This window comes from Halomarina pelagica, from assembly GCF_024228315.1.
Lineage (GTDB): Archaea > Halobacteriota > Halobacteria > Halobacteriales > Haloarculaceae > Halomarina > Halomarina pelagica.
In genome coordinates, this window is the sequence record NZ_CP100454.1 from 1,777,779 (window position 1) to 1,800,437 (window position 22,659).

Consider the following 22,659-nt stretch of genomic DNA (forward strand, 5'->3'; position numbering starts at 1 on the left):
TTCGAGCGCACGAGCGCTCCTTTCCGCCGTTTGCTGGAATCGCTGACACCTCGTCGATGTGTTCAACGAATCGTACAGTCACTCGTCGCGCATCGTGTCTGACGAACATTGAAGGCGTCCGATGCGATACCACTGCGTCCATGCGGAGGTCTCCATCCGTCCGTCGACAGGAGTCGTTGGCCTCCCGGTACCGCCGTCCGTATCGAACGTACATCCGGCATCGCGGGACCGACCTCGTCGCCTCGCTTCGCGCGCACGCCGTCGCCCGGTCGCCCCTGCACTACGAGCGCGACGACATGCGCCGCCAGTACGACTGGCGGCGGGCCGTCGTCACGGCGGTCCTGACGATGGTCCTGCTCGCGCTCGCCGGACGCCTCGCGCTCAACGGGGTCCTCGTGGCGCTGTTCGCGCCGGACGCCGCCGACCTCGTTCTCCTGAACGCCGGGCTGACGCTCGCGGCCGGTTTCGGGTTCGTCATGCTCGCCGTCGCGCGACTCATCGCCGCGCCGCCGTCGCGGACGCGCGGCCTCGAACGGACGTTCGCCGGGCGTAGACCGGTCGCGTCGCTGCTCGTCGATCGGGACGATCGGTGAGGGCGACCGCGAGCGGATCGCACTCAGTCGTCCAGTCGTCGCATCTCGTCGTCGGACAGTTCGATGGCGGCGGCCGCGACGTTCGATTCCAGGTGCTCGACGCTCGACGTGCCGGGGATGGGGAGCGTGACGGGCGAGTGCTGGAGGAGCCACGCGAGCGCCACCTGCCGGCGCGAGGCGTCGTGTGCGTCGGCCACCTCGTCGAGGACTTCGCCCTTCCCCCCGAGGTCGCCCGCGCCGAGCGGGAACCACGGGATGAAGCCGATCCCCGCCTCCTCGCAGCGTTCGAGGACGGCCTCCGACTCGCGGTTGCCGACGTTGTACTCGTTCTGGACGGTGGCGACGTCGACGATCTCGAGGGCCGTCTCCAGCTGGTCGACGTCCACGTTGCTCAGGCCGACGTGTTCGACCAGCCCCTCGTCCTTCAACTCGGCGAACGCCCGGACCGAGTCCTCGAAGGGCGTCTCCGGATCCGGCCGGTGGAACTGGTAGAGGTCGATCGCGTCGGTGCGCAGGCGGTCTATGCTACAGAGCACCTGGTTGCGGATGTAGTCGGGATCGCCGTGGGGGAGCCAGTCGCCCGCGCGGTTGCGCAGCAGGCCGGCCTTCGTGGCGACGACCACCTCGTCGGAGCCGCCGAACACCTCGCCGACGAGCCGCTCGCTGACGCCCGGCCCGTAGGAGTCGGCGGTGTCCACGAAATCGACGCCGAGGTCGGGGAGGCGTCGGAGGACGTCCCTCGCCGCCGCCTCGTCCTCGGGCGGCCCGATGATGTCCTCGCCCGTGAGACGCATCGCGCCGAAGCCGAGCCGGTGGACGGTCAGTTCGCCGCCGATGTCGAACGTGTCGCTCTGGTTCTGCGGAGCCATCGTTATCCGCCCGCCCGTTCGGGCGGAACGGTGTTAGGCCTTGGCGGCGCGGCAAGGCGCGAGGGTCGATCGAAGACGGAGACGAGCCGAATTTCGCTACGCTCACGCCCTCGGACGCCTCGCGGACGGTGACCGTCGAGACACGTTTTTGTCATTCGGTAGCATAACACATAGACATGACCGAAGCGGCCGCACTCGTCATCATCGCAATCGCGTGGATCGTCATGTTCGTCCTGTTCGTGGTGGCGCGGGCAATGCTACCCAGGGCGCTCCACTACGGCGAGGCCGAGCGTCCGACGCCGGGGTCCGGGGAGGCCACCCGGGATCCGAACGCGCCGGGCGCGGGACGCGGCGCGGTCTGATCGCCGGCCGCGCCGGCCTCCGCGCGGGGTTCACCGCGCGCCGCCCGCCAGCCGGCGCGCCGCGGGGAGCGCCCGCAGCCTGAGCATCGCGAGCGTCCCGACCGCCGGTCCCACGACCAGCGGCGCGAACGCCCAGCGCCAGCCGACGACTTCCGCGACGAGCGGCGTCGCCTGGATCGTGACGACGGTGAGCAGGAAGCCGAGGGCGGTCTGGAGCGTCAGCGCCGTCCCGACGTAGCGCTCGTCCGCGAGTTCGGTCACGGACGCGGAGAACTGCGCGGAGTCGGCGACGATCACGAACCCCCAGACGAGCACGAACGGCGCGAGGAGCCGAAGGGATCCGCCAAAGACCACGCCCGCGAGGACGCAGGCGCTCCCGCTCGCGACCATGCTTGCACTGGTGAGCGTCGTCCGACCCCAGCGGTCGGCCGCGACGCCGAAGGCGGCGGCCCCGAGGCTCCCCGCGGCGATGGCCCCGAACGCGAGCGCCGAGGCGAGCGCGGGAGCCTCCCCCGCGCGGGCGGCGAAACTGGCCGCCAGGTACGTCGGGATCCACGTCCAGACGGCGTAGAGTTCCCACATGTGCCCGAAGTAGCCGAGGTTCGCGAGGACGGTCGGGCGGTCCCGGAGGATACGTCCCACCGCGCTCGGGTCGAAGGGCGCGGCGGGCGCTCCGTAGGGACCCTCCTCGACCAGCAGGACGAGCGCCGCGCCGACCACGGCGAGTCCCGCCGCGGCGTAGAGCACGAGCCGCGGCCGGCCGACGCCCCCCACCGCACGGACGAGGTGCGGGAGCGCCGATCCGACGGTGAGCGCGCCGATGAGCGTCCCGATGGCGAGCCCCCGGTCCGCACGGAACCACCCCGAGACGAGCTTCATTCCCGGCGGGTACACCCCGGCGAGCGCGACGCCGGTGAGAAAGCGGAGCGCGACGGCGGGGAACGCGCCGTCGACGCTCCCCAGCAGGGCGGTCGCGCCCGCGCCGACGAGCGCCGAGGCGGCGAACAGGTACCGCGTCGGGACCACGTCCGCGAGCGTGAGCGCGGCGGAGCCGAGCGCCCCGACGACGAACCCGACCTGCACGGCCATCGTGAGCCACGCGGCCTCGGCGGGAGAGAGATCCCACAGGGCGGCGAGTTCGGGCGCGACGGCAGTGGCGCTGAACCACAGCGACATGGCGAACAGTTCCGCGACCGAGAGCGTCGCCAGCGCGCGCCACTTCCCGTCGTCGCTCGCGTCGTCGCTCATGACGGTCGTATCGTCCGGCGAGGGGGATACGTCGTTCGCCCGCGCGCGGCGGCGCGCCGCTATCCCCGGGTGCCCCCGGGTGCCCCGGTCACTCCCAGATGACCTCGGTCCCCCCCTCGTGGCCGTGTATTTCCTGGACGGCCTGCATGTTATCGTAGACGCTGACGCTCCCCACGTTCGTCACCCACGCGACGACGCACTTGCCGTTGGGCGGCGGGAACTGCACGCCGTAGGCGACGACGCCCGTCCCGGAGACGCCGGAGGCGTCCTCGTGGCGGTAGAGCGCGAACTTGCGAAACCGGTGGTTCTGCGAGAACGGATCAGGCACGGGGACCCCCGCGCCCGGCGTTCGACGTCGATGCGACCGACTGCGAGACGAATGGCGAACTCACGACGGACCTTCCGGTGTACCCTACGCGAGAGGAGGATTGTGGCTTTCGATCGGTCGGGCCTAGTCGGGATTCGCCGGCGGCAGCGCGCGCAACCCTCGCGGCGGGACGAGGAAGTTCCCGCGGTGGTCCACGAAGATGTACTCGAGGATGCCGTTGTTGACGCGCTGGCGGATCGCGGGCGTCACCTTCGTGAGGTCCGCGCCGTTCATCGCCTCGCGGACCGCCTCGAAGTCGGAGATGCCCCGCTGGAGCGACGGGAAGTGCAGGCTGGCCGCGTCGTCGTCGGTGGACTCGAAGTGCCGCCGGAGGAGTTTGACGTTCCCGTCGGCGTCGCGGTTGGCGCGGGCGGCCTTCTGCGCGTGGCCCACCCGACCGAACTCGAGGGCGTCCTCCTCGATCCGGTCGACGATTTCCTCGGTGACACCCGAGAAGTCGCCCAGATTCTCGCCGATGCTCCCCTCGGGGATCATCCCCCGCTCGGCGTGCGTCGGGCTGAACATCTCCATGACGCGCTCGCGGTGGTCCTGCTCGACGTACCAGTCCTGGAGGCGCTGGCGGAGGTTCGAGACGTGCTTGGTCGTCCCGTCGGCGAACGGCCCCGACCGGATGGCGACGTAGTCCTCGGTCGCCTGGTTCTGCCTGAATCCCGCCACGAACCCCATGAACAGCGGCGCGTCCTTCGGGATCGGATTCCCCTCCGGGATTCCCGACAACTGCGTCTCGCTCGCCTTCCGGTGGGGCATCCCCTTCCCGACGAACCCCGTGCGACGGTCGTCGAGCGAGAGGACGTCCGTCAGGGCCGTCTCGACGGCGACGCCGTTTGCCGTCTCGACTTCCCCCTTCAGCGCCTCCTCGGCTTCGAGAAGCACGTCGGGGCGGTCGCTGGCGAGGTGGAGCAGGGCGTCCTGGGTGTCGAAGTCGGGGTTCTCGAACGCGGAGAGCGCCCGCGGTTGCGGGAGGTCGACGGTGTCGGGCAACGGGTCGTCGAACCGCTCGAAGTACGACGGGGAGTAGGCGACCGAGTGGATCAGCCCCTCGTTGCTCCGCTCGTAGGCCCGATCCAGGGTCGAGAGCGCCGCCTCCACCGCGTCGCGGTCGTCCGCTCCCGGCGGCCCGTTCCCGTCGAGCGTCAGGTACCAGAGCGTCTGGTGGCGCGGGAGGACGACGTTGCCGTGCTCGTCCGTCGGGAGGCGGTCGTTCCAGGCGTACTGCCGCTCGGAGAGCGTCGCGGGGTCGTCGACCCCCTTCGGAACCGGCTCCGCGCCGTCGATGCGGTCGAGGCAGGCGCTCAGCGCGCTCGTCCCGCCGAGCGCGACGGCGGCCTTCAGGAACTCACGGCGGCCGAGCGACGGGTCGATGGCGGGGCTCACCGGAGCGTCACCTCGGCGTCCGGCAGGTCGAAGAACGCCGTCTCGTAGCCCTCGTGGCGGGCGACCTGCGGCGGGACGGTCGCGGAGAGCGCGAGCGAATCGCCTGGTTGCACGTCCGAAACTACGGTTCCGTAGTGGTAATTGAGTGTCGGATCGAGCGTCGGAGTGAGGTCGGCCTCGGAGACCGTCTCGCCGTCGCGCGCGAGCGTCGCGCGCACCCCCATCGCCGGGAGCGGAAAGCGGTTGTAGCGCGTGCGCGCCGACACCGCCAGGTACCGCCCGCCGCCGCCGAGTCCCGCCGGTGGCGCGTCGAGCGCGGTGACGGCGTAGACGACGTCGCCGGCCGCCGCCCGGCCGCCGACCGATCCCGGCAGTTCGGTGCGCTTCGGGACCGTCGAGGGCGGCACCCCCGACATCGTCATCGGCTGCATCGCCCGGCGCGCGCCCGCCTGCTCCCCGTACGTCACGAACTGGAGTTCGTCCCGGGCGGCCCGTTCGTACGCGAAGTCGATCGAGGCGGTCGCCACCTCGTCGAGTCGGTTCCGGAACGCCCCCGTCCGCCGGGTGTCGAGCGCGCCGACCCGGACGGTGGCGGCGTACTCCCCGTCCCCCGCGAGGGCGACGTTGTCGCCGTAGTGGATCCCCATCGACTGGGAGAGCATCGGGTAGAGCACCTCGGGACCGGCGACCGTCTCGCCGTCGCGCGCGATCTCGAAGGAGACGTTCGCGTCGGGGACGACGACCCCCGTCTCGCGATCCCACACCGTCGCCATCAGGTGCACGTCGCCGCTCGCCGGCGTCCGCTCGACCTCGGTCCCGGTGACGGTCCAGAAGCGGTGCGGGTAGCTGTAGCCGAGCATCACCCCCAGGTCGTCGGTCGTTCCCATTCCGAACATCCCCATCCCCTCGCGGTGGGTGGGGAGGTAGATCGCGTCCGGGCGATCGTCGAGGACGGGCGGGACGCGCGAGGTCTCGAAGAGACCGGAGCCGACGCAGCCGGCGAGGGCGGCCGCGCCGGCGAGTCCACCCGTCGCTCGGAGGAACGTTCGGCGGTCCATGCCGTCGCTACCCGGGTGACGGGGAAGGGCCTTCTGGTGCGATACTCGAAAACCAGCGCCCCTCACCGCCTGCGCCGGACGAACAGGAGCGTACCGACTCCCGCGAGCGCGACGAGCGTGGCGAGTGCGACGAGGGCGACGGCGTCGGTCCCCGATCCGAACCCGCCCCGCTCGTCGCCCTCCCCGTCGGACGATCCGGGAGTCGGCGTGTTCAGCTCCGGCGGTCCCAGCGACGACGCCTCGGCGTAGTCGCCCGTCGCGACGGTGAACGTGGTCCCGACGGGATCGCCGCCGACCGTGACGGGTCGGTCGCCCGCGTCGAACGCGCCGTCGCCGTCGTCGCCGTAGACCTGTGCGACGAGGCGGACGGTTCCGTCGTCGCTCGGGAGGTCCCCGGGCGGAACCGAAAGCGAGAGCGAGACGTTCTCGTGGACGCCCACCGGGAGCGCGGCGCTGGCGACGACGCGCCCGCCGTCGGCCCCGTCGCCGGACGTACCGTTCGAGCCGTCGCCGCCGGATCCGTCAGATCCGTTCGCCACGCGGAGGACGAGGTGTCCGTCGCGCGGGAGTTCGGCGCGCGTCACGGTGACCTCGCCGTCGTCCGCGCGCTGGAAGCTGAACCCCTCCGCGACGACGCTCGCGCCGCGCTCGCCCGACCGGGCGACGAAGCGCTCGCCAGCCAGACCGCCGAAGGAGGTGAGCGCGGGGTCGTTCCGGGGGGAGAACTCGCCGTCGCCGTCGTCGGCGTGGAGGACCGCCCACAGCGTCCGCTCGCCGCCGTCGAGCGCCCCGTCGTCGAGCGGTACCTCGATCGCGGTGTGCATCCCGGTGCCGTCGAGACGCGTCGCGCCGATCGGTTCGCCCGGTTCGCCGCCGTCGTCGGCGTGGACGACGACGAACGCGTCGACGCTGTTGAAGGCGTTCTCGACGACGACCGTTCCGTCGTCAACGACCTGTCCGTCGACCGCGAGGTGGTTCGAGTGCGCGCCCGCGGGGGCTGCCACCAGCGCACAGACGAGCGCGAGGGTGAGCACGACGCGAGTGGCGCGGGCGACGCGCGTCGAGGGAGAGCGTGAGGCGGGCATGGACGGTCCTTATCGGGATCGGGATTCGACCGCGACGGTCACCGGAGCGAGATCGAAGAAGGCGCGCTCGTACCCCTCGTGCCGGGCGGTCTGTGGAGGCGTCGTCACCTCGACGCGGAGGCGGTCGGCGGCGCGAGCCTCGGGGACGACCGCGCCGTAGTGGTAGCCGAGGGCCGGGTCGAACGTCCGGACGAGGTCGCCCTCGAACGCCGTCGTTCCGTCTCGCGTGAGCGTCCCGCGTACCCCCATCGCGGGGAGGAGAAAGCGGTTGTACCGGCTGCGCGGGGAGAGGACGAGATACCGCCCCTCGCCGGCCAGTCCCGCGGGCGGGGCGTCGAGCGCCGTCGCCGCGAACACCGCGTCGCCGCTTCGCTCCGTCCCGAGGAGCGCCCCGGGGAGCGCTCGGGGCACGGGGGCGATCGACTGCGGGAGGCCGGTGTCCATCGGCGCGAGCGCGCCCGGCTCCCCGCCCTGCTCGATCGGCCGGGTGGCGACGCGCTCGCGGGTCTGGTCGGTGAATTCCAGGGGGAGTTGCGCGCTCGCGCTGGCCGCGAAGCGGTCACGAAACGCGCCCGTCCGGCGGATCGAGAGACCTCCGATACGGATCCGGGCGTCGTACGTCCCGTCGCCGGGGAGGACGACGTTCGCGCCGTAGTGAAAGCCCATCGGCTGGGAGAGCATCGGGTAGAGCACCTCCTCGGTGACGACCTCCCCGTCGCGGGCGACGCGCACCGAGACGCCCCCCTCCGGGAGGACCTGCCCGCTCCGCGGGTCCCAGACGACCGCCATGAGGTGGATCGAGTCCTCGTCGGTCTTCGGGACCTTCTCCACCTCGCTCCCGGTGACGGTCCAGAAGTCGTGGGGGACGGTGAACGCGAGCGCGACGCGGTAGTCGCCCGCGGTCGCCTCGCCCTGCATCGCCATCGACTCCTGGAAGGTCTGTACGTAGACGCCGTCGGGGAGGTCCGACTCGGCACCCGAGCCGCCCGGAAGCGCGTCGAGACAGCCCGCGAGCGGGAGCGAGGTCGCGGCCGCAGCCCCCGCGAGCGAGAGCACGCGCCGTCGTCGCATGCCGGAACGTGGCGCGTCGGCGGGATGAACCTACTGGTGCGACGGTCGAATCGAGGGGTCAGCGATCAGTCGTCCTCGGACGCGCCGGCGAGCGCCACGGGCGGCCCGCCCGGTAGTCGGTCGCGGTCGTGTGGCGCGGCGAAGTCGTGATTCGGCCCGACGGCGACGATCCGCTTCGGGTTGACGTCGGGGTGGGTCGTGTAGTAGTGCTCCCGGATGTGATCCATGTTCACCGTCCGGGCGACGCCCGGAAGCTGGTAGAGATCCTTCAGGTAGTTCCAGAGGTTCGGATACTCGGAGACCTTCCGGCGGTTGCACTTGAAGTGCGTGTGGTAGACTTTTGAGATAACTTCGAGAGAAGTATAATTTATTATCATAGCATGACAATCATCTACCGTGATGACCGACCCGAGACAGAAATACGCCGAACGAAAACGAACGCTACGACGAGCAGTTGACGCGGGGAAGGTGACCGAAGCTGACTATGACCGGATCCTCGAACTGTGTGCCGCGTTCGACCCGGACGACATGACCGTGCCGCTTCCCACGGACGGAGAACACGCCAACGATACGAAGCCGAAGCAGCCGAATACGCTCTCGTATTGGTCACAGCACCTGAAACGGGTCGCCGAGCGTCTCGGGGTCGACGGCTACGAGACGACGCTTACCGACGCGACTGCGGATGATATCAACCGTCTCATGACCGACCTTCGGACGGGCGCCCATCCGAGTGTGAAAGACGACGGCCTCGCGAACAACACCATTCGGAACGAACAGGGGTGCGTTCGACGGTTCTATCGGTACCATACGGACCTAGGCGTCGATCCGAACGAAATCGCACTCATCAACGGTGACGAGACGCACGTCGATGACCGGGATATGCTCACCCGCGAAGAGATCGATCGGATCCGTGACGTCGCGACCCATCCCCGAGACTTGGCGATATTCGACCTTCTACTCTACACCGGCCAACGGAACACGGCCATTCGGTCCCTTCGGATCAAAGACATCGATCTCGACGCGGGGGTGTACTACCTGAATGGCGATACGGGCGGATTGAAGGGAGCCGACGAAACCGGGAGCAAGCGGCCACTACTCGGAGCGGTGGGTTCGATCCGCGAATGGCTCCGCTATCATCCTGATTCGGACAACCCTGACGCTTATCTGATCACGGGAAAGCCACGGTACACCGACGTCGACCCCGAGCGGATGGTTTCGCGGAACACGCTGCAGTACGCGATGAATCAGTTGAAGAAGAAGGCAGAGATCGACAAGCCGATGAATCCTCACGCGATCCGGCACAATTTCGTGACGCTCGCGAAACGAGAATACAACATGGACGACGCAACGGTCAAGCACCTGATCGGGCATTCGCCGGATTCGACCGTCATGGAGACGACCTACGCCCACCTTTCCGACGATGATCACATTCGAGCGGCGGAAGTGGCCGCAGGAATTCGTGACCCTGACGACGAGAATCCGCTCACGCCCGAAATCTGCCACTGTGGGGAACCGTTGCCGGCACACGCGAAAGCGTGTCCTCGGTGCGGCACGGTGTACTCACCCGACGCTCAAGCTGTGAAGGAGCAAGTCGAAGCGGACATGAAACGGGCCTACGGCGAGACTCACCCCGACGATAGTACGACGCTCGACAAACTCAACGCGCTGGACGAACTCCTAGCTGACCCCGAGGTGAAACAGGCGCTGCTTCAGAAGCTCGATCGATAGTGATAACAGAACGGGTGAGCGCTCCTCCTCTGTCAGTATACTAGTACAATTATCGCTACCGAAACTCATCAAGAGCAAGGTAGTCCGGTCCTAGCGAATATGGACTCTTATTCGTAGTCGACGTAGTCGGTCTTCAGTTCGTACCGGGAGGGTTCGGCCTCCGTATCGGTCGAGAGGAGCATGCACTCGAATTCCAACGTCTCGCCCGCGGTCACGTCGGTAGCGTTCCACAGCCCTTCTCCAATTCGCGTGTCGCTGTCGTCGTAGAAGAACGCCTTCACCTCGACGTAGTTCAGGTCCTCCTCGCCGTTGATTCGGACCGTCCCCGCCACACTCCACGTGTCGTACTGACCTTCGACGAGGTCGTCTTCCACTACTTCGACGATGGGCGCCGCAGCGTCACCGTCGCTCTCCGTGTCACTAGCAGTGGAGTTCGGCTGGTCGGTGGACGGTTCTGACTGTTGGCCGCCGGACGACGATTGCTGTTGGTGGTCGGTCGAGTTCGTATCGGTGCTGTCGGGTTCGGCCTCCACCTCACCCTCGCCGGTGCAGCCGGCGAGCAACAAGGTCGCACCGAGTGCACCGGTCGCGGCGAGGAAGGTTCGGCGGTTGTACTGTCGGTCGGGGGTCGTGGTGGTCATGATACTGTTGTTACTAACGGTGTGGTCGGAAGCGAATATCCTGGGTGCCCTGTTCTCACTCGGTGGGCGGCAGACTCACTGTGGCGTCATACCGTCGAGAGCGTATCTCGATGTGTGCCGAGGATTCTGCGAGTACGGTTCTGTACAAAAATGTAATTGCACTGCAAGGAGATAAACCTATATTGAATGTCAATATCAGGGTTAGTGTCCTACCTCCGAACGGCAGTGGTGTGGCAGATTCGTACAATGCTCTTTCCTTAGGTACCGTTAAGTTATTCCTCCAATACCTGCCTCAGTTCCTCGTTTTCATGTGCTGCCTCAAAGTATACAGCAAGTGTTCCCCCCAACAGGCGCCAAATTTGCCTTGCTACAACTGGAACTCACTATCTCAGATCATCGTCCCCATCAGCAGAACATATATCATCGTCTACATTCATTCAACAGATAGAATTCGATGAGAGAACAGCAAGACACATCAACCTATTATAAAGTGAATAAAAAATTAGAAGATATAGGACAGGACCTCGGAAGAAAGCTATTTGATGGGTTACGGGAAGAGCGTGTAGGACTCAAAATACAAAATGAGAGGACACACTATTCAAAACAAATGGCGAAAACATTTAAATATATTGTTGTTATCTACACAATCCCGATATGGTACTATCTCAATGAAATATTACTCGCGGTTTTAAAACATCCTGAAGCGCCGGATACGCTATTTTACGATCTCCTATACGAACTACCTCCTTTCTCGTTTGAGATGTACGGTGCTGCGATTGTTTTAGGTGGTAGTTTCCTACTTGCTACCGATCTCTTTGACAACTTCCTGACGGAGGAAATCGAGAAAGGGAGTGTCATTGCAACCGTTCATTCTGGAGTAATCATAGCAATCATCGGTTTTAATTTTCAGATGCACAATTACTATGACATTCCTATTTCGGAACCTGGAATTCCACACCCGGTTTTCGATATGACATGGACACTTATCACTAATTTCGAGTATGTATTACCGTTTGTTGTCCCTCTGTTTTTAGCTGGGTCGATTATTCTATCGTATCGTAACACTCTAGCAAACGAATCTAACAGGTGTCTGCAAACTCGACTTGATTCTGATCGTTGGGATACATAAAATAGGTGATTGTCAATCTGCACGGTCAGTCAGGATTAGATTAGAACGTCGTAACACCGGAACGCCGCCGACTCTCCGGACCTGGTAGGGACTCACGCCGCTCACGTTCGCGCTCAACTGCCTCCTCACCCATGATGAGATAACGGAGGGCGTCTGCAGCGTGATCTTCCGCCGTCGCGGTCCTGACGTGCGTTTCCTTGTAGCTCAACAGCTCGCGAATGAGGTGCTGGCACCGATCGGAGATGAGTAGGCCGGGGCGTCCCTCGCCGTCCGATTCGAAGCGCCACCGGACCTCTGCAATCCCCGCGTCAAGCGATTTGTTCGCCCGCTCAGCACGGTAGCCCGCCTGCCGAAATTTGGTGATATCTGCAGGTTCGTGCTCACAGACGATGAAGCCTTGCGGTTTGTCATGACGACGGAGCCACCCAATCACATCCTCCACGTGTGTCTCACTCCGGTAAAACTCGTCAAGGACGACGATCTGGCCGTAAGGCGTCTGTCCCGCCTCTAGGAGCACGCGCGGGTCGTTCCACCCGGCGTCATACCCGTAGATGCGCCATTCGTCAGTGTCATTGAGGCGGTCAAGCGCCTCCGCATGAGACAGGACGTTCGTCTCGCGGGAGAATGACGAGTAGACGAGGCCTGTCGCCGCCGCGAACCCGCCATGCAACGCTTGCTGTTCCTTGCCGGTCCCCGCGTACTTGCGCTTGAACCGCGCTTTCTCACCGTCGGTGAGATATGGATTATCGAGTACCGACGCCCGGACTACCTTGATATCAAGGCCGATCGGCTCGCCGTCAGCGTCCTGGCGTTGTTCGAGGATTTCCCACGCCGCGTTATACCCCTCACCGGTGAGCGTCCATAGCTGCACCTTCGGCCCGGCGACGCCCCGGAGCCGCGTGGTAATCATGCCGACGAGGTCGTGCAGTTCGTCGCCATAGTGACTGGGTTCATCCATCCATACCGCGCCGAATTCTGCACCGGCATACCGCGAGTACTTGTCCGCACTCCCGAGCGTGATGACCGAATCGTTGACGAGCGTGAGGCGGTGCTGTTGGCGGTTGTAATCGGCGACGAGCGGACTATTCTCCGGCCCGTTGAACCCGGTCGTGACAAGCGTGGTACGCTCGCCGGGGAGGGCGGCGAACAGCTTCGGATACGTCGTATCACGTGCTTTCTGAAAGTCGACGCCCACGGCGAGAAAGCGCGAGCCGGGATGCGCGAGCGCCTGCGCGAGGAGCCACCGCGCGCCGAACACGGTCTTCCCGCTGCCGTACCCGGCGAGGAACGCGACGATATCGGCGTCGCCCGCGTCGAGGGCGGCGAGGCAGTCCTGTTGGGCGCTCCACAGGTCGTAGGTGAGTGTGGCGGGGGCGTCGGCGGCCGGCTCCGAGGCGACGGCCCACGCCATGCCGTCGGGACGGTCGGTCGGCGCGGGCTCGCCCCACTCGATGGCGACGTCGGGGGCGGTCGCCGATTCGGTTGGCGGGTCAAGCGACGCGAGTTCGCTACGCAGTTGTCGTTCGGTCGGGGTGGGCGACATGGATGGACTTAGGCGGAGAGCGCTTCGGCGAGGTCGGCGGGTGTGTCCTCGCCGGCGGTCTGTGCGTCCTTCAGCGCCTCGATTTCGGCGGCCAACTCTTCGAGGGTCTTGTCTTGGAGCACCTCGCGTTTCGTCCGGAGCAGGTAGCCGAGCGCCTTGTAGTACTGCACGCGGACGCGTTCGTGTTCGGGATTCCGAATGCGACCGTTCTCGATCTTGTCGGTGACCTCGGCAATTGCGCCGTCGAGCTGGTCGATCATGTGGCTGTACTCGGCGGTCGTCTCGGCGTGTGCGAGCGCGTCAGCGTTGGGAGCGGACTCGTCGGACATAGATTGGGGGGATGGGGGTGGGAGGGACCGCAGCAGCCGGCCGGAGCCGGCGATGACGACCGGCGACTGACCGGCGGCCCGATCCTTAGCTACCGCTTACACACCGCTTATCTATAAGTTCTCGGCCGGAGTGATGGTCTCGATCGGCGATCAGTGGGGAACTCGGCGAGCCTGTCCGCTCCGGAGGGGGTTGACATCCTCCCACGACTAAAGTCGGGGGCTTCCGCCTCGAATCTCTGTGAACCCGAGAGGGGCTACCGGAGAGAGGAGAGAAAACCGACAGACTGCGCCACTTATGACAGCCTCTCCGAGAGGAATTTACTAACTCGGCGCTCCGGATTCACAATTCAGTGGCGAATATTGATTACTGTCAGGGGTGTCAGGGGCAGGTTCCCGAAACTCTCTCATACTTTACACCTCGTACGACGTCTCCGCGCGCGCGGCGATGGGTCTGTGGGTGCCCCTGACGCCTATGACATTTGGATGATGTTGCCGGTATATTGTTAATTCCTCCCCTCCGGTTAGCAAGAGTTTGTCGGGTTCGGTTACATGACCGAAAAAACGGTGTCGTCGGTCGTTAGTTTGTGCTTCGGTACTCGCCGTCGGGGTCCTCGTAGATGTCGCCACGTGCCTTGAGCTTCTCCCACGCTTCCTGTGCGCGCTCGATACTCAGGCCGTGGGCTGTCGCCCGTCCGAGCGCCATGCCCTGCGTGACGCCACTGTCGTCTGTCTCGAAGTCGCGCACGACTTCGAGCATGGTCTTCGCGCGCCCTTCCGGGCCACCGTCGCCGAGTCCGGCCTGTTGCTCATCGCCGTCGGTGTCGAGCCCGAGCACCTGTCGCCCGCGGGAACTCAGGCGGATGCCGTTGTACACCGGCTCGCGGTTGCCGTCGATGCGTCGGGATCCGGCTTCGATCGGGAGATCGCGAATGTTGAGGATCTTCTCGCCGAAGACGTTGTCCTCCTGTGTCGGAAGGCCCTCCTCGCGGGCGTACTGCCGGTAGCACTGTCTAACCTGCTCTTTCGTCACGAACTCGCCTTCGTCGACGGTGAGACAGACCGTCGCGAAGTCGAACACGGGTTCGGACGCGCGCTTCATCTTCTCGCGGACCCGGCTCGGACTCATGACGTCGGTGAACCAATCGCGGCCCTCCCACCACTCGGAGATCTCCTCGACGCACCGATTCAACAGGCCCGAGAACTCCTCGTCAGTGCACAGTTCGCGCATGAGCACGCGCTTCGGGATGTAGTCCTCCCCGTCCGGTTCGAAGGTGTTGGGGAAGTTGACGTAGATCCACCGTCGCCACAGCGCGTGTGTGTCCTCGTCCATCGCCGGCATCCGATTCGCGGCGAACATCAACGTCGCGAAGTTCTCGAAGGTGATCGGCTTCTCGTACTTGACGTCAGCCGTCATGGTGTCCCGCCCGGTGAGCTTCTTGAACGTCCCGAGGTCGCGAATCTTCTCGTCGCCCATGTCGGGATGGACGTTCGCGAGTTTCCCCTCAAGACCGTTCGCGGCGAAGCGCTCGCCGTCGAGATCCTGCATCGACCGATGGATAACGTTCTCCGGGCCGGCGAAGTGCTCAAGGACGTCGAGAAAGACGCTCTTGCCGTTGCGGCCATCGCCGACGAACATAGCGGCTTTCTCCGCCGCGTACTCCTTGTACAGGGTGTGCGCGACGAGTTGGTACATCGTACGGACGTCCGCCGGGGCGACGATCTCATGAAGGAACTCGTCGATGCGCTCGCACTCCGCCTCGGGGTCGTACTCGACGTCCACTTTCACACGGTGGTACTCGTCGGGCGTGTGGTCGTGCAACTCGCCGGTGTGGAGATCGAGGATACCGTTACGTACGCATAGACGATTCGGCGGGACGTCGAGGTCGTGCTTCTCGACGCCTGAGAGGCGCGTGATACGCCCGATAAGTTCGTTCACCTGCTGATTGTTGAGGACGTCGCCAAGGAGACGTTCAGCCGTCTCTGCGATGAAGCGTTCGCCTCGCGGCTCGTAGATCCCGTCCTCGTCGTTGTAGACGTACAGCGTCGTTCGCCACCCGTGGGCGTCCTCCGGCGGGTTGACAAACGAGTAGTGATCGAGGAAGACGAGTGCGACGCGATGAATCGCCGTCTGAACGGTAATGTCCTCTTCCGCGAGCGCGGCGAGAATGCTGCCGATCCGGCGTTGAATCGGCTCGTCGGCCGTGTAGCCACCGGTTGTTGCCGTCTTACCCCCGGGGTGTTCGGCCCCAACACCCCCGTCCGTCTCGGTGCTCTCCCGCGCCTGCGCTTTGGCCTGTTGGACGGCGTCGGGTGTCGGCGTCCCCGACCGCTTGGGGAGATCGTAGCCGTTCTCGCGCCCGTAGTCGAAAATCTCCCGCCACGTCTCCGATGGGATCTCCCGGTGGACCCACTCGCCGCAGTCGAGCAGGCCGGCTTCCATCCCGAGGAGGTGGAGGGCGTTGCCGGTGCAGTTATGGCGCCAACAGCGCCATGTTTCGCCCCCCTCATCAACGAGGAAGTTCGCTCCGGTATCCGAGCCATGGGCGGGATGCGCAAAGCGCTTACCTTCCGTGTAGGCGCTTGAGATGACGTCATGGACGTCGAGGCCGACCTCGCCGGTCTGTCCCCCGCCGGTTCGCCGTGAGCCCTGAGCACTCCCGTCGTCCCCCTCTCCGGGGAGTTCGTCGTTAAAGACGAGCCACGCCTCTTCGAGCCACGCATCGAAGTCGACGGCCTCGGCCTCGGCCACCGTCTCCGCGGAGATGTCGAGTACGTCTCCCGTGACGGTGAAAAAGCGGCCACTATCGTACACTTCGACGCCCTCATGTCGGCCGTCCTCGACGTCGCGCTCCTGATTCGTCCACCACGTCGGGACGTCGGCACCCTTCAGAATGATGTGAAGCCCTGTCCCGGACGGCGAGCGCTCGATAAACGTCTCGCGAGCGAAGGGCGCGAGGTCAGGGAGCCACTCGCGGGGGCCACCGTCCTCGTGGAGGCAGGTATCGAGGTCGATGCCGACGTACGGGTCGGCGTCGGCGAACATATAGCCGATGCCCCACCCCTTCTGTTCGGCCGTCTCAACGGCCTGCTCGAAGGTGCTCCATGTCGCCATGTCGTTCGATTTGGCGGCGCCGCCGGCGGCGCTTCGGGGGGGCTTCGTCTCCTTGTCGTTGCGGATGACTGAGTCCCAGCAGACCCACTGCGGTCGGTTTCTCAACTCCTCCGGGACGCCGTTGGGGGCAAACTCAGTCATCGGACTGCCCCCCGAACTCGTCGTTTCGCAACTGCACGAGGTCGGACAGCGCCGTTGTCTTGCCGACGCCGGGGGCGCCGTCGTGTTTCGTCACGTGGGTCATAGCTCCTCCGTGCGGAATCGCTCCTCGACGGTCGCGGAGGAGCCGCCCCCGCCGTCGGTGCCAAGTTCACGGAGGTCGTCGGAGTCGTAATCGATGAGATCCGGCGCGAACGGGGAGGCGCGAACGTCGCTGATGCGTTTGCGCCCGCCGACAAGCACCCCCCGATCGCGCAGGCGGTCGCAAATCGCCGGGTGGTCGGTGTGCGAGCAGACCTCGTTGATGATCTCAGCAACCCCACGGACGGAGACCCACAGGACGGGTCCGTCGGTGTCCATCTCGTGAAACGACGAGACGTCCGCCTCGTACACCGCGTTGAAGGCATCGCGACTGAGTGCGTCGCGATCGGTGAACGGTGAGTCGAGGCGGTCGCACAGCCGATCGACGACCGCCTCCGCTTTGGCATCAAGGGGGTCGAACGTGCGCGCAAGCTCGTTCGCGATCGTTCCCCGCTTCTGTCCGGACACATAGAACTCTCGGGCGTGGGTCGCCGCGTAGAGCACTACCCGGCCGTCGTCGGTCGTCTCTTCGGCAGCAGCATCGCCCGCCGCCGGTGCCGTGATGCGAACGGTCAGCCCGTCGTCGGTCGGCGCGAGTTCACAGTCGATTCCCGCCGCGATTGGCAGCACCGGCCCGGATTCGCCCGACGCGTCAGCATCCGTGCCGAGCGCGTCTACGCTCATTTCGCTCTGTTCCATCCTCTCAGGCCTCCGAATCGGCGATTTCGAGTAGGGCCTCGGCGATCCACGCACAGCGTAGATCACTCTCGGCGAGCGCTTCGAGATCCTCGCGATGCTCGTCGATCGCGTCAGCCATCGTCACGTACCTCCGTGATGGGCTGCACATCGAGTTCTACGAGATCACCGTCCTCAACGTCGAGTTCACGTCGGATCGGAGCTGGGATCGTAGCTTTACCGCTGTTATATAGGCGCACTGTGGCGCGCATAGTTCCCCTTCGTGCCGAGAGATACATTTTTGTATTCGGCAAATTAGGATTTACCCGAGGGGTAATAGATGTCGAAGAGACCGTACCGTCTACTCGAAACGGAGCGAGAGTTTATCGAAACGGGCGAGGTCCCGGAAGCTTCCTCGTACAAACCGAGTATGCTCGAAAAGCGGGTGCAGGAGAAGATCGATTTGCTCCCCCACCGGATCGAAACGCTCCGTGAGGATGTAGAATTGTTAGATCAAGCGGGGTATCTCGACGTAGAGACGTGGACAGAAGGCTGGCTCGAACTGCTCGAATTAGACGAACAAGATAGTGATCGTGACTTCCTCAGCGCTTTCGAGTTCAGTTACACTGAGAACGGGGTTCACGGATCGAATCCGGCGAAGGTCGGTTATCAACTCGGTCGAATGACGAAGCGATTGTTAGCATTACAGCCCCACCGCATCGATCAGCGGGATACACACGCGGATGTGATTTGGGGCTTCGTTGTAGGTCTAGCGTTGGAGTATACGACCTTAGACGAGCACGAATCGACGAAGGCCGACATCCTTGCCCGTCTTCAGAAACGAGCTGATGAAGATACGGCAAGGAGACAAGAACTCGATGAAGCGCTGCAAGCTGGGGTTTCGCCGCCGTTGTCCATAACGCGGCCCACGGAGAAAACGAGGGAGATCCTTCAGAACGCAGGAGTCGAAAGCAGCGACCAGCTTGTTAGGGAGATCAATCGGGCAATCGCGAAGGAACACGGGATGGACGAGGCGTGGGAACTCGGTCTATCAGCAGAACATACTGTTGAGGAGTTGCTCACCCCACAGACGGTATTACGAGCGTTACGAGAGAACAAGCTCCTAGAACGACGAGAGCTCGGTTCGATTCTTAAAGCAGATGCTGAACGTCTCGCAGACAAAGGCGGCACTCCGTCCGCCCTCGATGTCTTTAAAGAGGTCCGAGACAACGAGGGAAGTTCGTCACGGGAGATAGCAGAGGGACTGAATCAGTATCATGATTGGACGAGCAACGTGACCCGAGTCGCGGAGGATCTTGCGGCAACAGCGGACGAAACGGATAGAATTCGGGAATTCGAGATATGGAAGGACAGACCTCTACTACACGGCGATAAGTACGAAGGATGGAAGCTTACAGCCTACGGTAGAGCACTCGGATGTTATCTTAAGAGTCACAATACGACAGTTGGAGAGATCACCCCGCTGTGGCAAATCCCCGAAGATGTTATCGAGGTCGCAATCGACGAGCTCGAACTCTCAGCCGGAATCTGACCCTCGTCTAGCGACGTTTCGCTCCTCGAATCTGAGCAAGACCTGTCTTAAAGAACGCGAGGAGGTATTTATACAGGATCGAGGCTTATGGAGCTGTTCCGCTCTGTATACTGTTATCGACCGAATGGCTCGGTAGCAGGCAGTTCATCGCGTTCGTGTGGGGCTTCGAGTCGAAGCGCCAATTCATCGGCCGGCAGGCGCTTTGGATCGAACCCGGGCGGCGAACCGGGAGATCCGTAGTGTTCGCTGATGTGATCGAAATGGACGGTGTCGGCCACGCCGGGGAGCTGGTAGAGATCGCGCAAGTACGGATACAGGTGAGCGTAGTCGACGATCTGCCGCCACTGCTCGCACTGCACATTGTCGATTGAGTCTGAGACTTTGCGCAATGTTGTCGGGGTGGTGTGGTAGACGTCGTCGAACCGGATCAGGGTGGTGAACATGGCGACGTCGGCCTCCGTGAGGCGGTCGCCGGCGAGGTAGCGCCGCGTCTCGAGCACCTCCTCCCAGCGGTCGAGCGCGTCGAACAACTCGCCGACCGCGCGCTCGTACGCCTCCTGCGTGTCTGCGAAGCCCGCGCGGTAGACGCCGTTGTTGATCGGCTCGTAGATCTCCTCGATTATCCGGTCCACGTCGTCGCGGTAGCCCTCCGGGTAGAGGTCCACGTCGCGCGCCGCGAGGTCGTCGAACGCGGTGTCGAGCATCCGCATGATCTCCTTCGACTCGTTGTTCACGATGGTCCCCTCCCGCCTGTCCCAGAGGACGGGCACCGTCACCCGGCCGGTGTAGTTCGGGTCGGCGGCGACGTACGCCTCCCGGAGGTAGTCGAACCCGTTTACGGTGTCCGGCGTGCAGCCCGCCTTCCCGGGGGTGAACTGCCAGCCGTCCTCGTCGCGGTAGGGGTCCACCACGTCCACGCTGACGGCGTCCTCCAGGCCCTTGAGCGCCCGCGTGACGAGCGTCCGGTGGGCCCACGGGCAGGCGTATGAGACGTAGAGGTGATAGCGGCCGGGCTCGACGGGGAACTCTGCGTCGGGGTCGTCCTCGACTCGATCCCGGAAGGTGGTCGGCTGGCGCTCGAACTCCCCCTCCTCGTTGGTGGCCGTGACCTCCTCCTCGGAGAGCCACTCGCCGTCGACGAACTGGTGCACGCGAGGGCTAGCCGCCGGGAGCCCAAATAGCCGCGTCGGCTGTGCAACGGGGGGACAAGGCCGTTCGCGGGGCGTCGCGTCGCCCGACCGCGGTGGTTAACGTCGCGGTGTCCCCCGCGCGGCCGAGTGCAGCGAGGCCGCGACCCGCCGACCGACCGCAGTTCCCGCGAGCCGGAGGCGAGCGGGAGCACGCCGGACGAGCACCGCGAGTCCGGCGGTGGGAGGGAGGCGGGGTTTTAGTGGAGGTTTTGCCAGCGGGTAGCCCGAAGGGCTACCCGCGCAGCAAACGGTGGGCGTGCAGGCGACGCCGGGGGCGGCTCGCGGGGCGTGGCGTCGCACAACCGCAGGCACCCCGCGACGACTCTCACGTCACGGGAGCCTCTGGTCCCGCTTTCTGTTATAAAGGTACGGACGGCTGGCCCTAGTTCACCACCGCCGACGCCAGCGCGGCACCCGCGAGCGAGTGGAGCGAGCGAGCGGACGCGCCGAATCCCTCGAAGGAGCGGAGCGACTGAGGGGGTGAGGCGCGGTTTTAGTCCAGGTTTTGCCAGGGGGCGGCCTCCGGCCGCCCCCGCGGCAAAAAGTGGGTTCGAAGGGTTTATTCGCGCGCTGGGCGTCTCCCAACGTAATATGGCCGACAAACCCGCCTCGATGTACCGGGACATCGACAAGCCTCCCTACACGCGACGGGAGTACATCACGGGGATCCCCGGTTCGAAGGTCGCCCAGTACAAGATGGGCGACATCGACGCGGACCCCGACGACTACCCTGTCCAGATCAGCCTCGTCGTGGACGAGGCCGTGCAGATCCGCCACGGATCGCTCGAGGCCTCGCGCCTGTCCGCCAACCGCCACCTCATCAAGAACCTCGGCGAGAAGAACTACAAGATGATCCTCCGCAAGTTCCCCCACCAGATCCTGCGGGAGAACAAGCAGGCGACCGGCGCGGGCGCGGACCGCGTCTCCGACGGCATGCGCCAGTCGTTCGGGAAGATCGTCGGCACCGCCGCCCGGATCGACAAGGGCGACCGCGTGTTCACCATCTGGTGTCAGCCCGAGCAGGCTCCCGTCGCCAAGGACGCGCTCCGCCGCGCGTACAACAAGGTCTCGCCGCCGTGTCGCATCGTCGTCGAGCGCGGCGAGGAACTGCTCGTCGCCTGAACGGACGCACGGGACGGAATCGAATCGAATCGAATCGAACCGAATCGAACCGAATCGAACCCGGCCGCGGGCTCCTCTACGCTTTTAGGCCCGTCGTCCCTCTCCTCGCCCATGCTCCGCCTCGCGGTCACGACGCGTGCCGAGACGTACGAACGGATCGAGGCTCCCCTCCGCGAGCGCGGCGTCGAGATCGGGCACGTGGACCTCACCGAGGGGACCGTCGCGCTCTCCGACCCGCCCGTCGACGCGTTCGACGCGGGGTTCGTCTACCCGGGTCGCCTGCCGGAGGGCGGCGTCGCCGACGCCCTCCTCGGCGTGCCGTGGGTGAACGACCGCGAGGCGATCCTGCGCTCGCGGCACAAGGCCGAGGCGCTCGCCCGCCTCGACCGCGCCGGCGTCCCCGTCCCCGAGACGGTGATGCTCTCCAGCCCGGCCGACGAGGCGGACCTCCGGGCCGCGTTCGAGCGCTTCGACCCGCCGGTGGTCGTGAAACCCAACTCCACCACGCGCGGGACGGGCGTGACGAGAGTCCACGACCTCGACTCGGTGCTCGGCGTCGCGGACTACCTCTCGCTGCTCCACGAGTTCCCCGCGACCGGCGACCGGTCGTTCCTGCTCCAGGAGTACCTCCCCGACGCGCGCGACTACCGCGCGATGGTCGTGGACGGTCGGTACGTCGGCGCGGTCGAGCGCCGCCTCCCCGAGCACGCCCTCGAGGACGGCGGGTGGAAGCACAACGTCCACCGCGGGGCCGAGGCGACGGGCGCGGCGCTCCCGGGGGACCTCAGACGGCTCGCGGAGGACGCCGCCGCGGCGCTCGACGTGCCGTACCTCGGCGTGGACCTGCTCGTCAGCGGCGGGCGCGCGGTGGTGAACGAGACGAACGCCCGGCCCACCGTCGACGACGAGACGAAGTACGAACCCGGCTTCTACGACGACCTCGCCGCGCTGATCCGGCGGACGGCCGAGCGGGGGCGGTGAGGGCGTTCGCGGCGATCCTGAACCCGCCGTTCCGTCGATCGATCGCCGCCTCTCACCCCTCGTAGACGGCGATCCAGAGCAGGAGGAGGGCGAAAGTTCCGACGAGGAGCAGCAGGTACCAGGCGACGATCCCGCCCACGAAGACGACCGCCCACGCGCCGAGCGCCAGCATGCCGATGCCGAGCGCACCCGCGACGGCGCGGACGGCCGGGTTCGGCGGGCGCTCGGGGGGCGTTCGCTCCTCGTCGGCGAGGGCCGCGACGCCCACGAGCGCGGCGGCGAGCAGGCGGAGCGCGCACAGCCACGGGACGGTGCCGGCGTCGTAGCGCCAGTCGACGGTGGAGGGGGCCGCCATGGACGGATCTTCGT

Annotated in this window: 21 protein-coding genes and 1 pseudogene; 7 read left to right on the forward strand and 15 right to left on the reverse strand. The window is 65.4% G+C overall.

Going from position 1 to position 22,659, the window contains the following annotated elements; genetic code table 11:
* Positions 1–140 precede the first annotated feature (140 nt).
* On the forward strand, positions 141–593 hold the full coding sequence (locus NKI68_RS09235; protein ID WP_254542772.1) for a hypothetical protein: 453 nt from the start codon (positions 141–143) through the stop codon (positions 591–593).
* A gap of 23 nt (positions 594–616) precedes the next feature.
* Here the strand turns inward: NKI68_RS09235 and NKI68_RS09240 are convergent, their stop codons facing one another.
* On the reverse strand, positions 617–1,462 hold the full coding sequence (locus NKI68_RS09240; RefSeq protein ID WP_254542773.1) for an aldo/keto reductase: 846 nt from the start codon (positions 1,460–1,462) through the stop codon (positions 617–619).
* A 176-nt stretch (positions 1,463–1,638) separates the two neighbouring features.
* On the opposite strand from NKI68_RS09240, the gene NKI68_RS09245 reads away from it, so the two are divergent.
* Positions 1,639–1,824: a hypothetical protein gene (locus NKI68_RS09245; protein WP_254542774.1), complete on the forward strand. Its 186-nt coding sequence runs from the start codon at positions 1,639–1,641 to the stop codon at positions 1,822–1,824.
* Positions 1,825–1,854: 30 nt separating this feature from the next.
* Here the strand turns inward: NKI68_RS09245 and NKI68_RS09250 are convergent, their stop codons facing one another.
* From NKI68_RS09250 to NKI68_RS09280, 7 genes and pseudogenes are all read right to left on the reverse strand, one after another.
* Entirely contained in the window at positions 1,855–3,072 is a 1,218-nt protein-coding gene (locus NKI68_RS09250) for an MFS transporter (RefSeq protein WP_254542775.1), read from the reverse strand.
* Between the two features lie 88 nt (positions 3,073–3,160).
* Positions 3,161–3,400: a hypothetical protein gene (locus NKI68_RS09255; RefSeq protein ID WP_254542776.1), complete on the reverse strand. Its 240-nt coding sequence runs from the start codon at positions 3,398–3,400 to the stop codon at positions 3,161–3,163.
* Between the two features lie 123 nt (positions 3,401–3,523).
* Positions 3,524–4,834, reverse strand: a complete 1,311-nt coding sequence (locus NKI68_RS09260) for a DUF7405 family protein (RefSeq protein ID WP_254542777.1) — start codon at positions 4,832–4,834, stop codon at positions 3,524–3,526.
* The gene (locus tag NKI68_RS09265; protein WP_254542778.1) at positions 4,831–5,892 is read right to left on the reverse strand and encodes an iron transporter; all 1,062 of its coding nucleotides are present in this window, start codon (positions 5,890–5,892) and stop codon (positions 4,831–4,833) included. Before NKI68_RS09265 ends, NKI68_RS09260 begins: the two co-directional genes overlap by 4 nt.
* 62 nt (positions 5,893–5,954) lie before the next feature.
* On the reverse strand, positions 5,955–6,977 hold the full coding sequence (locus tag NKI68_RS09270) for a DUF7282 domain-containing protein (RefSeq protein WP_254542779.1): 1,023 nt from the start codon (positions 6,975–6,977) through the stop codon (positions 5,955–5,957).
* Between the two features lie 9 nt (positions 6,978–6,986).
* A complete protein-coding gene (locus NKI68_RS09275; RefSeq protein ID WP_254542780.1) occupies positions 6,987–8,048 on the reverse strand; it encodes a DUF7350 domain-containing protein in 1,062 nt (353 codons plus the stop codon).
* Between the two features lie 65 nt (positions 8,049–8,113).
* A pseudogene (locus tag NKI68_RS09280) lies at positions 8,114–8,389 on the reverse strand (glutathione S-transferase family protein); the annotation flags it as partial.
* A 58-nt stretch (positions 8,390–8,447) separates the two neighbouring features.
* Here NKI68_RS09280 and NKI68_RS09285 point away from each other — a divergent pair.
* Complete coding sequence (locus NKI68_RS09285; protein ID WP_254542781.1) at positions 8,448–9,776, forward strand: site-specific integrase; 1,329 nt, start codon at positions 8,448–8,450, stop codon at positions 9,774–9,776.
* A gap of 107 nt (positions 9,777–9,883) precedes the next feature.
* Here NKI68_RS09285 and NKI68_RS09290 read toward each other — a convergent pair whose 3' ends face one another.
* A complete protein-coding gene (locus tag NKI68_RS09290; RefSeq protein ID WP_254542782.1) occupies positions 9,884–10,417 on the reverse strand; it encodes an FxLYD domain-containing protein in 534 nt (177 codons plus the stop codon).
* Positions 10,418–10,871: 454 nt separating this feature from the next.
* Between NKI68_RS09290 and NKI68_RS09295 the strand changes: the two genes are divergently transcribed.
* Positions 10,872–11,546: a hypothetical protein gene (locus NKI68_RS09295; RefSeq protein WP_254542783.1), complete on the forward strand. Its 675-nt coding sequence runs from the start codon at positions 10,872–10,874 to the stop codon at positions 11,544–11,546.
* A 40-nt stretch (positions 11,547–11,586) separates the two neighbouring features.
* On the opposite strand, the gene NKI68_RS09300 is transcribed toward NKI68_RS09295, so the two are convergent.
* The 4 genes from NKI68_RS09300 to NKI68_RS09315 form a co-directional block, all read right to left on the reverse strand.
* Positions 11,587–13,089, reverse strand: coding sequence for a terminase large subunit domain-containing protein (locus NKI68_RS09300; RefSeq protein WP_254542784.1), 1,503 nt, complete (start codon positions 13,087–13,089; stop codon positions 11,587–11,589).
* 8 nt (positions 13,090–13,097) lie between these two features.
* Positions 13,098–13,418, reverse strand: a complete 321-nt coding sequence (locus NKI68_RS09305; protein WP_254542785.1) for a DUF8136 domain-containing protein — start codon at positions 13,416–13,418, stop codon at positions 13,098–13,100.
* 577 nt (positions 13,419–13,995) lie between these two features.
* Positions 13,996–16,671 (reverse strand): phage/plasmid primase, P4 family, encoded by a 2,676-nt coding sequence (locus NKI68_RS09310; RefSeq protein WP_254542786.1) that lies wholly within the window; start codon positions 16,669–16,671, stop codon positions 13,996–13,998.
* A gap of 99 nt (positions 16,672–16,770) precedes the next feature.
* Positions 16,771–17,523 (reverse strand): hypothetical protein, encoded by a 753-nt coding sequence (locus NKI68_RS09315; protein ID WP_254542787.1) that lies wholly within the window; start codon positions 17,521–17,523, stop codon positions 16,771–16,773.
* Between the two features lie 262 nt (positions 17,524–17,785).
* On the opposite strand from NKI68_RS09315, the gene NKI68_RS09320 reads away from it, so the two are divergent.
* Positions 17,786–18,997 (forward strand): hypothetical protein, encoded by a 1,212-nt coding sequence (locus NKI68_RS09320; protein ID WP_254542788.1) that lies wholly within the window; start codon positions 17,786–17,788, stop codon positions 18,995–18,997.
* A 113-nt stretch (positions 18,998–19,110) separates the two neighbouring features.
* Here NKI68_RS09320 and NKI68_RS09325 read toward each other — a convergent pair whose 3' ends face one another.
* Positions 19,111–20,148 carry a glutathione S-transferase family protein gene (locus NKI68_RS09325; protein WP_254542789.1) on the reverse strand — a complete coding sequence of 346 codons (1,038 nt, stop codon included), beginning with the start codon at positions 20,146–20,148 and terminating at the stop codon, positions 19,111–19,113.
* A 630-nt stretch (positions 20,149–20,778) separates the two neighbouring features.
* On the opposite strand from NKI68_RS09325, the gene NKI68_RS09330 reads away from it, so the two are divergent.
* The gene (locus NKI68_RS09330) at positions 20,779–21,309 is read left to right on the forward strand and encodes a 50S ribosomal protein L16 (RefSeq protein WP_254542790.1); all 531 of its coding nucleotides are present in this window, start codon (positions 20,779–20,781) and stop codon (positions 21,307–21,309) included.
* 111 nt (positions 21,310–21,420) lie between these two features.
* Positions 21,421–22,290, forward strand: a complete 870-nt coding sequence (locus NKI68_RS09335; RefSeq protein ID WP_254542791.1) for an ATP-grasp domain-containing protein — start codon at positions 21,421–21,423, stop codon at positions 22,288–22,290.
* A gap of 52 nt (positions 22,291–22,342) precedes the next feature.
* Here the strand turns inward: NKI68_RS09335 and NKI68_RS09340 are convergent, their stop codons facing one another.
* Positions 22,343–22,645, reverse strand: a complete 303-nt coding sequence (locus NKI68_RS09340) for a hypothetical protein (RefSeq protein WP_254542792.1) — start codon at positions 22,643–22,645, stop codon at positions 22,343–22,345.
* Positions 22,646–22,659 lie beyond the last annotated feature (14 nt).

Coding starts and splice junctions, on each gene's coding strand:
- NKI68_RS09235 (WP_254542772.1), top strand. CDS start 141: ATGCGGAGGTCTCCATCCGTCCGTCGACAGGAGTCGTTGGCCTCCCGG.
- NKI68_RS09240 (WP_254542773.1), bottom strand. CDS start 1,462: ATGGCTCCGCAGAACCAGAGCGACACGTTCGACATCGGCGGCGAACTG.
- NKI68_RS09245 (WP_254542774.1), top strand. CDS start 1,639: ATGACCGAAGCGGCCGCACTCGTCATCATCGCAATCGCGTGGATCGTC.
- NKI68_RS09250 (WP_254542775.1), bottom strand. CDS start 3,072: ATGAGCGACGACGCGAGCGACGACGGGAAGTGGCGCGCGCTGGCGACG.
- NKI68_RS09265 (WP_254542778.1), bottom strand. CDS start 5,892: ATGGACCGCCGAACGTTCCTCCGAGCGACGGGTGGACTCGCCGGCGCG.
- NKI68_RS09270 (WP_254542779.1), bottom strand. CDS start 6,977: ATGCCCGCCTCACGCTCTCCCTCGACGCGCGTCGCCCGCGCCACTCGC.
- NKI68_RS09275 (WP_254542780.1), bottom strand. CDS start 8,048: ATGCGACGACGGCGCGTGCTCTCGCTCGCGGGGGCTGCGGCCGCGACC.
- NKI68_RS09285 (WP_254542781.1), top strand. CDS start 8,448: ATGACCGACCCGAGACAGAAATACGCCGAACGAAAACGAACGCTACGA.
- NKI68_RS09290 (WP_254542782.1), bottom strand. CDS start 10,417: ATGACCACCACGACCCCCGACCGACAGTACAACCGCCGAACCTTCCTC.
- NKI68_RS09295 (WP_254542783.1), top strand. CDS start 10,872: ATGAGAGAACAGCAAGACACATCAACCTATTATAAAGTGAATAAAAAA.
- NKI68_RS09300 (WP_254542784.1), bottom strand. CDS start 13,089: ATGTCGCCCACCCCGACCGAACGACAACTGCGTAGCGAACTCGCGTCG.
- NKI68_RS09305 (WP_254542785.1), bottom strand. CDS start 13,418: ATGTCCGACGAGTCCGCTCCCAACGCTGACGCGCTCGCACACGCCGAG.
- NKI68_RS09310 (WP_254542786.1), bottom strand. CDS start 16,671: ATGACTGAGTTTGCCCCCAACGGCGTCCCGGAGGAGTTGAGAAACCGA.
- NKI68_RS09320 (WP_254542788.1), top strand. CDS start 17,786: ATGTCGAAGAGACCGTACCGTCTACTCGAAACGGAGCGAGAGTTTATC.
- NKI68_RS09330 (WP_254542790.1), top strand. CDS start 20,779: ATGGCCGACAAACCCGCCTCGATGTACCGGGACATCGACAAGCCTCCC.
- NKI68_RS09335 (WP_254542791.1), top strand. CDS start 21,421: ATGCTCCGCCTCGCGGTCACGACGCGTGCCGAGACGTACGAACGGATC.
- NKI68_RS09340 (WP_254542792.1), bottom strand. CDS start 22,645: ATGGCGGCCCCCTCCACCGTCGACTGGCGCTACGACGCCGGCACCGTC.